This window comes from uncultured Albimonas sp., from assembly GCF_963977235.1.
Classification (GTDB): domain Bacteria; phylum Pseudomonadota; class Alphaproteobacteria; order Rhodobacterales; family Rhodobacteraceae; genus Albimonas.
In genome coordinates this window covers 1-11,166 of the sequence record NZ_CAXBOD010000096.1, presented here as the reverse complement: position 1 = coordinate 11,166, position 11,166 = coordinate 1, and the positions used below count along the sequence as shown (strand labels likewise).

The 11,166-nt window shown below is 73.4% G+C and carries 8 protein-coding genes; 3 read left to right on the top strand and 5 right to left on the bottom strand.

What is annotated here, in order from left to right; translation table 11 throughout:
* On the top strand, positions 1-1,191 hold a 1,191-nt coding region (locus AAC134_RS22620), incomplete at its 5' end, for a class I tRNA ligase family protein (RefSeq protein WP_339951860.1).
* Between the two features lie 164 nt (positions 1,192-1,355).
* Here AAC134_RS22620 and dprA read toward each other — a convergent pair.
* The 4 genes from dprA to AAC134_RS22600 form a co-directional block, all read right to left on the bottom strand.
* Positions 1,356-2,591 carry a DNA-processing protein DprA gene (gene dprA, locus AAC134_RS22615; protein ID WP_339951858.1) on the bottom strand — a complete coding sequence of 412 codons (1,236 nt, stop codon included), beginning with the start codon at positions 2,589-2,591 and terminating at the stop codon, positions 1,356-1,358.
* 76 nt (positions 2,592-2,667) lie between these two features.
* On the bottom strand, positions 2,668-3,330 hold the full coding sequence (gene plsY, locus AAC134_RS22610; RefSeq protein ID WP_339951856.1) for a glycerol-3-phosphate 1-O-acyltransferase PlsY: 663 nt from the start codon (positions 3,328-3,330) through the stop codon (positions 2,668-2,670).
* Complete coding sequence (gene pyrC, locus AAC134_RS22605; protein ID WP_339951854.1) at positions 3,327-4,616, bottom strand: dihydroorotase; 1,290 nt, start codon at positions 4,614-4,616, stop codon at positions 3,327-3,329. The genes plsY and pyrC overlap by 4 nt, the downstream gene beginning before the upstream one ends.
* Before the next feature lie 52 nt (positions 4,617-4,668).
* The gene (locus AAC134_RS22600; RefSeq protein ID WP_339951852.1) at positions 4,669-5,652 is read right to left on the bottom strand and encodes an aspartate carbamoyltransferase catalytic subunit; all 984 of its coding nucleotides are present in this window, start codon (positions 5,650-5,652) and stop codon (positions 4,669-4,671) included.
* A 206-nt stretch (positions 5,653-5,858) separates the two neighbouring features.
* Between AAC134_RS22600 and AAC134_RS22595 the strand changes: the two genes are divergently transcribed.
* Complete coding sequence (locus tag AAC134_RS22595; protein WP_339951850.1) at positions 5,859-6,470, top strand: glutathione S-transferase family protein; 612 nt, start codon at positions 5,859-5,861, stop codon at positions 6,468-6,470.
* Between the two features lie 306 nt (positions 6,471-6,776).
* Here AAC134_RS22595 and wrbA read toward each other — a convergent pair whose 3' ends face one another.
* On the bottom strand, positions 6,777-7,400 hold the full coding sequence (gene wrbA / locus AAC134_RS22590) for an NAD(P)H:quinone oxidoreductase (RefSeq protein WP_339951848.1): 624 nt from the start codon (positions 7,398-7,400) through the stop codon (positions 6,777-6,779).
* Positions 7,401-7,639: 239 nt separating this feature from the next.
* Between wrbA and mfd the strand changes: the two genes are divergently transcribed.
* Positions 7,640-11,104, top strand: coding sequence for a transcription-repair coupling factor (gene mfd, locus AAC134_RS22585; protein WP_339951846.1), 3,465 nt, complete (start codon positions 7,640-7,642; stop codon positions 11,102-11,104).
* The last annotated feature ends 62 nt before the right edge of the window (positions 11,105-11,166 follow it).

Below are 11,166 nucleotides of genomic sequence, written 5' to 3'. Positions count from 1 at the left end.
TTCTTCTGGGTCGCCCGGATGATGATGATGGGCCTGCACTTCATGAAGGACGAGGCCGGCCGTCCGCAGGTTCCGTTCCACGACGTCTATGTCCATGCGCTCGTCCGCGACGAGAAGGGCAAGAAGATGTCCAAGAGCCTGGGCAACGTCATCGACCCGCTCGACCTGATCGACGAGTACGGGGCGGACGCGATGCGCTTCACGCTGGCCTCGATGGCCGCGATGGGGCGCGACATCAAGCTGGCGGTTGCCCGCGTCGCCGGCTACCGCAACTTCGCGACCAAGCTGTGGAACGCCGCCCGCTTCGCCGAGATGAACGAGTGTCGCCCCGTCGACGGCTTCGACCCCGCCGCGGTTCAGGCGCCGGTCAACCGCTGGATCGTGGGCGAGACCGCGCGGATCTCGGCGACCGTCGACCGGGCGCTGGCCGAGTATCGCTTCAACGACGCGGCGAACGCCCTCTACGGCCATGTCTGGGGCGTGGTCTGCGACTGGTACGTCGAGTTCGCCAAGCCCCTGCTGATGGGCGAGGACGGGCCGGCGAAGGACGAGACCCGCGCGACGCTCGCCTGGGCCATCGACCAGTGCCTGAAGCTGCTGCACCCGTTCATGCCCTATGTGACCGAGGCGCTGTGGGGCGCCATCGCGGACCGGCCGAAGATGCTGATCCACGCCGACTGGCCGGCGCTCGACGCGGGGCTGGCGGATCCGCAGGCGGACGCGCGGGTGGGCCGGCTGGTCTCGCTGATCGAGGCGATCCGCTCGGTCCGCGCGGAGATGAACGTGCCGCCCTCGGCCAAGCTCGCGCTGCTGATGGTGGACGGGGACGCGGATCTCGAGGCCGCGATCGCCGAGGACCTGCCGCTGATCGAGAGGCTGGCCCGCGTCGACGGGTTCTCGCGGGCCGCGGAGGCGCCGAAGGGGGCGGCCACGATCCCGGTGGCGGGGGGCGCGCTGGCGCTGCCGCTGGCGGGCATCGTCGACGGCAAGGCCGAGAAGGCGCGGCTCGAGAAGGCGCTGGGCAAGGTCGAGAAGGAGGCCGCGGGGATCGAGAAGAAGCTCTCCAACCCCGGGTTCCTGTCCAAGGCCCCCGAGGAGGTGGTCGAGGAGAATCGCGAGCGGCTCGCCGAGGCCCGGGCCGAGGCCGACCGCCTGCGCATCGCCGCCGCCCGGGCCGCCGAACTCGTCTGAGGCTCCTGCCATGCGGCGCCCGCTGACGCGGGCATTCCCTTTGCCTCGGGCCGCGCAGGCGCGCGGCCCTCAGGCGCCCCCGCGGAGCGGGGGAGGCGCCTGGCCGGGAGCGGGGGCATGGGCTGGCCGTCGCGGCTCGGGCCCTGGGCCGGACCTGCGGCGGGCTACTCTGGCAGCAGCGCCACCATGCCGCCGGGGCGGCGATCCAGGCGGCCGGCGAGCTCCAGTTCCAGCAGAACGTCGGCCAGCGCCGAGAGCGGGGCGCCGGAGAGGCGGGCGAGCTCGTCCTCCTCCACAGGAGCCATGCCGAGCAGGTCGCGAACCTGGGCGCGCAGCGCGGCATCGTCGGGGACGGCGGCAAGCGGGGGGCGGGCGAACGCCCCCGCCGGCTCGGCGAGGCCCGGGGTCTCGGCGTCCGGCGCGTGGAGCCCTGTCGAGGGATCCGCGGCGTCGGGATCGTCGAGCAGGGCGCCCGCCGCCGCCTCCAGCGCCTCGATCACGTCCTCGGCGTGGCGGACCAGGGTCGCGCCCTGGCGGATCAGGGCGTTGCCGCCCTCGGACCGCGGATCGAGGGGGGAGCCGGGAACGGCCAGCACCTCTCGCCCCTGTTCGAGCGCGAAGTCGGCGGTGATCAGCGAGCCCGAGCGCGCCGCGGCCTCGATCAGAATCACCGCGCGCGACAGGCCCGCGATCACCCGGTTGCGGCGGGGGAAGTGACGGCCCTGGGGGGCGAGGCCGATGGGCGCCTCGGAGACCACGGCCCCGACCTCGGCGATGCGCGCGGCGAGCGCGGCGTGCTCGGGGGGGTAGACCTCCTTCACGCAGCCGGCGACCGCGGCCAGCGTGCCGCCGCCGTCCTCGACCGCGCCCAGGGCCGCGTCGTGGGCCGCGCCGTCGACCCCGCGCGCGAGGCCCGAGACGGTCCACAGGCCCTGCTTGCCGAGGTCCGCGGCCAGCAGCCGCGCGACGCGCAGCCCGACGGCCGAGGCGTTGCGCGCCCCCACGATGGCGATCGAGGGCCGCGACAGCGTCGCCGGATTGCCGCGCGCCCACAGCACGGGCGGCGGATCGGGGATCCGCGCCAGGGCCGAGGGGTAGCCCGTCCGGCCCCAGACCAGCAGCGTCGCGCCGGCGCGCCGGCCGGCCTCGAGCTCCCGCTCGGCCTGCGCGATCGAGGCGACGGTCACCCCGCTCGCGCCGCCGCGGCCGGCGAGGTCGGGCAGCGCCTCCAGCGCCCGGCGGGGCGAGCCGAAGCGGCGCACGAGCCGGATCCAGGTCGAGGGCCCGACGTTGCGGCTGCGCGCCAGGCGCAGGGCGTCGAGCGTCTCGGCCTCGGAGGGCGGAACGGGGGCGGGGACGGGACCCGCGCCGGGACGCTTCAGGTCCAGTCGCGCCTGCATGGAGCCTCCTTGGGAAGACCCCCACAGGTGACGCCGACAGGGTTAAACGCGGGTTAACCGCAGGGTCTCGCGCCGGTCACTTTCGCGATCGGGCGCCGATCCTGGTCTCCTGCCCGCGCAGCAGCCGGGCGAGGTTCTCGTGATGCTTGGCCCAGACCAGCAGGGCCAGCAGCACGAAGAGCCCGACGGCCTCCAGCCGCCCGAACCCCCACAGCGCCGCGGGCGCTGTCGCCGCCGCGGCCAGTCCGCCGACCGAGGAATAGCGGGTCAGCGCCGCGGCCCCCAGCCACACCGCGAGGCACACGAGCCCCGCCGGCCAGCTCAGCGCCAGGGTGCAGCCCAGGATGGTGGCCACCCCCTTGCCGCCGCGAAACCGCAGCCAGACGGGGAAGCAGTGGCCGAGCATCGCCCCGCAGGCGCCCAGCACCGCGGCGTCCGGCCCCCACAGGCCCGCGATCAGCACCGCCGCCGCGCCCTTGCCGGCGTCCAGCAGCAGGGTCAGCGCCGCGGCCGCCTTGTTGCCGGTGCGCAGCACGTTGGTGGCGCCGATGTTGCCCGAGCCGACCTTGGTCAGGTCGCCCAGCCCGAAGGCCCGGCTCAGCAGCACGCCCATCGGGATCGAGCCCAGCCAGTAGCCCAGCACCGCCGCGCCCAGCAGATAGGGCAGCGCCGCGTCCAGCCCGGGGGCGGCCGTCTCGCCCAGCAGGGCCAGCAGCCATTCGGGAAAGAACCTGCTCATGCCGCCTGCGCCTCCCGCGCGAAGACCTGCGCGCCGCCCACGAAGCTGCGCAGCACCCGCCCCTGCATCCGCCGCAGATCGTAGGGCGTGTTCTTGGAGCGCGAGTGCAGCCTCGCCCGGTCCAGCACCCAGGGCGCGCCCGGATCGAACAGCACCAGGTCGGCCGGCGCGCCGGGAGCCAGGCGCCCGGCCTCGAGCCCCAGCAGCCGCGCGGGCGCCAGCGACAGGCGCGCGAACAACGTGGGCAGGTCCAGCGCCCCGCCATGCACCAGCTGCAGCGCGGCGGGCAGCAGCGTCTCGAGCCCCACGGCCCCGTGGGCGGCCTGCTCGTAGGGCAGGCGCTTGAGCTCCTCGTCCTGGGGCAGGTGGGCCGAGGTGATCACCTCGACCAGCCCGTCGGCGACGGCCTGCACCAAGGCCTGGCGGTCCTCCTCCGCGCGCAGCGGCGGGCGCAGCTTGAAGAAGCTCCGGTAGGGCTCGATGTCGAGCTCGTTGAGCGTCAGGTGGTGGATCGAGGCGCCGGCGGAGACCTTCAGCCCCGCCCGCTTCCCCCGCTCCAGCGCCTCCAGCGCCCCGCGGGTCGAGAGCTGGTCGGCGTGGTAGCGGGCGTCGGTCAGCTCGACCAGCGCGAGGTCGCGCTCGAGCTGCATGCGCTCGGCCATGGCGGGGATGCCGGGCAGGCCCGACTTCGCGGCGAAGAAGCTCTCGGTGGCGCAGCCCTGGGCCGAGAGGATCGGCTCCTGCGGGTGGTGGATCACCAGCGCCCCCAGCGAGCGCGCGTAGGTCAGCGCCCGCCGGAAGACGGTGGGGTCGGCGACGCAGCGGTCGCCGTCGGTGAAGGCCACCGCGCCGGCGTCAGTCAGGAACCCCATCTCGGACATGCGCTTGCCCGCGCAGCCCTGGGTCAGCGCCCCCATCAGCCGGACGTTGACCGGGCAGACGGCGGCGGCGCGGCGCAGGGCGAACTCCAGCACCGCGGGGTCGTCGGCCACGGGATCGGTGTCGGGACGCACCACCAGCGTGGTGACCCCGCCGGCGGCCGCCGCCAGACCCGCGGTGCGGTAGCTCTCGCGGTGGCGGGCGCCGGGTTCGCCGACATAGACCGACATGTCGACGATGCCGGGGGCGAGCGCCCGGCCGGCGCAGTCGATGACCGTCCCCGGCTTCGCCGCGCCGGCGTCGCCGACCGCCGAGATCCGCCCATCCTCGATCAGCAGGTCGCCGCGGGTCTCGGTTCCCGCCTCGGGGTCGATCAGCAGGGCGTCGCGCAGAAGGATCTGGGTCATGCGGTCGGACCTTGTGCGAAGGAGGGGAGGGCGGCGCGGCGCGGACCCCCGGTCATGAGGCGGTCGCCGGGATCTCGACGCCCTGCGCCTCGGCCAGCAGCTCCAGCACCGCCATGCGGACCGCGACCCCCATCTCCACCTGCTCGGCGATGACCGAGCGGTCGGGGTCGTCGGCGACCAGCGCGTCGATCTCCACGCCGCGGTTCATCGGGCCGGGGTGCATCACGATGGCGTCGGGCTTGGCATGCGCCAGCTTCTGGTGGTCGAGGCCGAAGCGGTGGAAGTACTCCCGCTGCGAAGGCACGAACGCGCCCTCCATCCGCTCCTGCTGGAGGCGCAGCATCATCACCACGTCCGCGCCCTCGAGCCCCTTCTCCATGTCGTGGAACACCTCGACGCCATAGCGGTCGATCCCGGGCGGCAGCAGGGTGGGGGGGGCCACCACACGCACCCGGTTCTCCATCATCCCCAGCAGGATCATGTTGGATCGCGCCACGCGGGAATGCGCCACGTCCCCGCAGATCGCCACGGTCAGCCGGTGCAGCCGGCCCTTGCGCCGCCGGATGGTCAGCGCGTCGAGCAGCGCCTGGGTGGGATGCTCGTGCCGCCCGTCGCCGGCGTTGATCACGCTCGCGTCCACCTTCTGGGCGAGCAGCGCCACGGCGCCCGAGTGCTGGTGGCGCACCACGATCAGGTCGGGGTGCATGGCGTTGAGGGTCGCTGCGGTGTCGAGCAGCGTCTCGCCCTTCGACATCGAGGAGGTGCGCACCGACATGTTCATCACGTCCGCGCCCAGGCGCTTGCCCGCGATCTCGAAGCTCGCCTGGGTGCGGGTGGAATTCTCGAAGAACAGGTTGATCTGGGTGAGGCCGCGCAGCGTCGAGGTCTTCTTGTCGCGCGAGCGGTTCAGCGCGACATGCGCCTCGGCCCGGTCGAGGATCGCGGTCACGTCGGCGGGGGAGAGCTGCTCGATCCCCAGCAGGTGGCGGTGGCGCAGGCGGGGGCCCGCGCTCGGATCGGAGGGGGTGTCGGTCACGCGGCGGCGGCTCCCTTGCGTTGCGCCCCGCTTATGGCGCCGGGGGGCGGGGGCGGGCAAGGGCGAGGCGCCGCCCCGGGCGGACCTGCGTGGAGATCGCGCGCAGGCCCGGCGGGGGCGGCCGGCGCTTGACCTGGCGCGCGGGGCGCCCTTCCGTGGCCCGCAAACGCGCGCCCGGCACGGGCGCGCCACGGGAGGAGACAGGCATGTACACCATCGTCGGCAATCCGAAGAACCGCAGCCTGCGGGTGATGTGGGCGCTCGAGGAGCTCGGCCAGGACTGGGCGCTGGAGACGGTCGCCCCGCAGACCGAGCGGATGCTGGCCGTCAACGCCACCGGCAAGGCGCCGGTGCTGCTGGTCGACGGCGCCCCGATTCCCGATTCGGTGGCGATCGTGACCTTCCTCGCCGACCGCCACGGCGCGCTGACCTTCCCCGCCGGCTCGCTCGAGCGCGGCCGCCAGGACGCGATCACCCAGTTCTGCGTGGACGAGCTGGAGGGGGCCTGCTGGACCGCGGCCAAGAACGGCTTCCTGCACCCCGAGGACAAGCGCTCGGACGTCAAGGCCACCTGCGCGTGGGAGTTCGAGCTGGCGCAGAAGCGGCTCGAGACGCTGCTGGGCGAGGGCCCCTGGGTGATGGGCGAGACGTTCACCGTCGCCGACATCCTGATCGCCCACACGCTGAGCTGGGGCGACCGGATGTTCCAGTGGCCGCTGACCGACACGCTCGCCGACTACAAGCAGCGCGCCATGTCCCGCCCCGCCCTCGGCGCGGCGATGGCCAAGGGCAAGGCGCTGCTGGAAGCGGCGGCCTGAGGCGGCCCGCCCCCCGGGGCGCCGCCGCGCGGCGACGCCCCGGTCCGGAGCCGCAACGCGCGGCGTGAACGCCGCGGATCATGAAGGCCTGGAAGACGGGGGTCGGCCGGGCGAAGCCGGCCGCCGCCAGCTGCGGCGCGCCCCGCGCGCGGGCGCGGCGCATCGTGGCGGCGGTGGCGCCGAACAGGTCGGCGTCCCCGGCCAGCGCCTCGGCGGCGTCCGACCCCGTGGGCGCGCAACCGGAAACGCGAAAGGGGCGGCCCGGCGGACCGCCCCCCTTGATCGCTCGAGCGAGCGCAGGCGCCCTCAGGCGGCCTTGGCCAGGGCCTCGCCGCCCTTGGCCAGCTTCGCGGCCACGCCGGCGACATGGGCGCCCTGCTGGCGGGCCACCGAGAGCTCGCGCGCCGTGGGCTGGCGGGCGCCGTCGGGGCCCGCCATCGTGCCCGCGCCATAGGCCGAGCCGCCGCGGACCTCGTCGACCTGGGCGAGTTCGGCGGCCGAGTAGGGCACGCCCACCACCACCATGCCGTGGTGAAGCAGGGTGATATGCGTGCTCAGCGCCGTGGTCTCGTTGCCGGTCCCGGTCCCGGTCGACACGAAGACCGAGCCGACCTTGCCGATCAGCTTGCCCTGCGCCCACAGGCCGCCGGTCTGGTCGAGGAAGGTGCGCATCTGGCCGGCCATGTTGCCGAACCGCGTGCCGGTGCCGATGATCACCGCGTCATAGTCGGCCAGCTCGTCGGGGGTGGCGATCGGGGCCTCCTGGTCCCACTTGCCGCCGGCGGCCTTGAAGGCCTCCTCGGGCATGGTCTCGGGGACCCGCTTCACGGACACCTCGGCGCCCGCCTCGCGCGCGCCTTCGGCGATCGCGCCGGCCATGGTTTCCACGTGGCCGTACATGGAGTGATAAAGCACCAGAACCTTGGTCATCGTCTCGTCCTTCGATCTCGGGGCCGCCGGCGAGGGAGGGGGGCGGCGGCGTCTGTCCCAACGTGGTCCCTCGACGTCCCGGCGCCCAGACCCGCGAACGGGCACGAATTGTTTCCCGTATGAGGACACCCCGCCGCGCCCGGCGCGGGAGAGGGCGTCGCGCCGCCGCACCGCCTGTCGCCCCCTGAACGTTGCGCGAACGCTTGCGCGGCCGGCGCCCCGGCGCTATCTCCGCGCAGATGGCGGACAAGGCCCCCCTCTCCCACGGCTCGATCCTGACCGGCGGCGCCCCCGAGGGCTTCGACGCGAAGCTGCTCGCGGACCTCGTGGCGAAAGCCGACGGGCCGGTGATCCACGTGGCGCGCGACGACGCGCGGCTGGCTGCGCTCGCCGAGGCGCTGGCCTTCTTCGCGCCCGAGATCCCGGTCTGGCGCTTCCCCGCCTGGGACTGCCTGCCCTACGACCGGATCAGCCCCAACGCCGACATTTCGGCTGCCCGCATGGCGACGCTGGCCGCGCTCGCCGACGGGCTGCCCGGCCGGGCGGTGGTGCTGACCACGCTCAACGCCGCCGCCCAGCGGGTGCCCGCGCGGGAAACCGTGCGCGCCGCCTCCTTCGTGGCCGAGGTGGGCAAGCCGCTCGATCTCGACGCCTTGCGCGAATACCTCGGGCGGATGGGCTTCAACCGCGCCCCCACGGTGACCGAGCCCGGCGACCACGCCATCCGCGGCGGCGTGGTCGACGTCTACCCGCCGGGCGCCGACGCGCCGGTGCGCCTCGATCTTTTCGGCGACACGCTCGACAACGCGCGCCGCTTCGACCCCGAGACCCAGCGCACCATCGAGAAGATCCGCCGGGTCGAGCTCGCCCCCGTCTCCGAGGTGATCCTCGACGAGCCCGCCATCGCCCGCTTCCGCCAGTCGTATCGCGAGACCTTCGGCGCCGCCGGCCTCGACGACCCCCTCTACGAGGCCGTCAGCGCCGGCCGCAAGCAGCAGGGCATGGAGCACTGGCTGCCCTTCTTCCACGAAGAGCTGGCGACGATCTTCGACTACCTCCCCGAGGCCCCCGTCGCCCTCGACCACCAGGTCGAGGAAGCGCGCGAGTCCCGCTGGGAGATGGTGCGCGACCACTACGAGGCCCGCCGCAACGCCCAAGGCGCCAAGCCCGCCATGGGCGCCCCGGTCTACAAGCCCCTGCCGCCCGAGCTGCTCTACCTGTCCGAGCCTCAGTGGCTCGAGGCGCTCTCGGGCCGCCACCTGCGCCGCTTCTCCCCCATGCCCCAGCCCCCGGGCCCGGGCTGCGTGGACATGGGCGGCCGCCTCGGCCGCAGCTTCGCGGCCGAGCGCGCGCAGGAGGGCGTCAACGTCTTCGACGCGCTGGCCACCCACCTCAAGGGCCTCACCAAGGCCAAGACCGTGATCTTCGCCACCTACTCCGAGGGCGCGCGCGACCGCGTGAAAACCCTGCTGGAGGATCACGACGCCCCCGCCTCCCGCCTGGTGGAGCGGTTCGCCGACGTGAAGGCCGGCCTGGTGAACCTCGCCGTCTGGCCGCTGGAATCGGGTTTCGAGACCGCCGACCTCGCCGTGGTGGCCGAGCAGGACGTGCTGGGCGACCGCCTGATCCGCGCCCCCCGCCGCCGCAAGCGGGCCGAGAACTTCCTGACCGAGGCCTCGACCCTCTCGGCCGGCGACCTCGTGGTGCATGTCGAACACGGCATCGGCCGGTTCCTCGGCCTCGAGACCGTGCAGGCGCTCGGCGCCCCCCACGACTGCGCGATGCTGGAATACGCCGGCGGCGACAAGCTCTACCTGCCCGTCGAGAACATCGAGCTGCTCAGCCGCTACGGCCAGGAGGCCGGGCTTCTCGACAAGCTGGGCGGCGGCGCATGGCAGGCCCGCAAGGCCAAGATGAAGGAGCGGATCCGCGAGATGGCGGACCGCCTGATCCGGATCGCCGCCGAGCGCGCCCTTCGCAAGGCGCCCGAGTTCGAGCCCCCCCAGGGCTCCTGGGACGAGTTCTGCGCCCGCTTCCCCTACACCGAGACCGACGACCAGCTCTCGACGATCGAGGACGTGCTGGGCGACCTCACCGCGGGCACGCCGATGGACCGGCTGATCTGCGGCGACGTGGGCTTCGGCAAGACCGAGGTCGCCCTGCGCGCGGCCTTCGTCACCGCGATGTCGGGCGTGCAGGTGGCGGTGGTGGCCCCGACCACGCTGCTCGCCCGCCAGCACGCCAAGACCTTCGCCGAACGCTTCCGCGGCTTCCCCGTCAACGTCCGCCAGCTCTCGCGCTTCACCCCCGCGAAGGAGGCGACCGACACCCGCAAGCGCCTCGCCGACGGCACGGTGGACGTGGTGATCGGCACCCACGCGCTGCTCGCCCAGGGCATCCGCTTCCGCGACCTCGGCCTCTTGATCATCGACGAGGAGCAGCACTTCGGCGTCAAGCACAAGGAGCGCCTGAAGGAGCTCCGCTCCGACGTCCACGTCCTGACGATGACCGCCACCCCGATCCCGCGCACCCTGTCGCTGGCCATGTCCGGCGTGCGCGAGCTGTCGGTCATCGCCACCCCGCCCGTCGACCGCCTGGCGGTCCGCTCCTACATCGCCGAGTTCGACCCGGTGACGGTCCGCGAGGCCCTGCTGCGCGAACACTTCCGCGGCGGCCAGAGCTTCTTCGTCGTCCCGCGCATCTCCGACATCCCCGAAATCGAGGCGTTCCTGCGCGAACAGGTCCCCGAGATCACCTCCGTCACCGCCACCGGCCAGATGGCCGCGGGCGAGCTCGACGACCGGATGAACGCCTTCTACGACGGCAAGTACGACGTGCTGCTGGCCACCACGATCGTGGAATCGGGCCTCGACATCCCGCGCGCCAACACGCTGATCGTGCATCGCGCGGACATGTTCGGCCTGTCGCAGCTCTACCAGATCCGCGGACGGGTCGGCCGCTCCAAGCTGCGCGCCTACGCCTATTTCACCACCGAGCCGCGCAAGCGCCTGACCGACGGCGCCGACAAGCGCCTGCGGGTTCTGGCTTCGCTCGACAGTCTGGGGGCGGGGTTCACGCTGGCGAGCCACGATCTCGACATCCGCGGCGCCGGCAACCTGGTGGGCGAGGAACAGTCCGGCCACATCCGCGAGGTCGGCTTCGAGCTTTACCAGAACATGCTCGAGGAGGCGATCGCGCGGATGAAGTCGGGCGAGACCGACGGCCCGGTGGACTCGGGCGACTGGTCCCCCCAGCTGGGCCTCGGGGTGCCGGTGATGATCCCCGACGCCTATGTCCCCGACCTCGACGTTCGTCTGGGCCTCTACCGCCGCCTCTCGGGGCTGGAGAGCAAGACCGAGCTGGAAGGCTTCGCCGCCGAGCTTCACGACCGTTTCGGCAAGCCCCCCGCCGAGGTCGAGATGCTGCTGCGCGTGGTCCGGGTGAAGGCGCTGTGCAAGCGCGCGGGGATCGCCAAGCTCGACGGCGGCCCCAAGGGCGCGACGCTGCAGTTTCGCGACGACAAGTACGCCAACCCCGCCGGGCTCGCGAGCTGGCTCCAGGACCAGCGCGGCCTCGCCAAGATCCGCGACAACAAGGTGGTGGTCCGCCGCGACTGGGCGACCGAGAGCGACCGCCTGAAAGGCGCCTTCGCCATCGCCCGCGACCTCGCGAAACTCGCCCAGGCCGGCAAGAAAGCCGCCTGACCCCCGCCCAGGCGCCACGCCGAACAGCCCCCGTCGAACCCGCCTCGCAAAGCGCCTGTTCT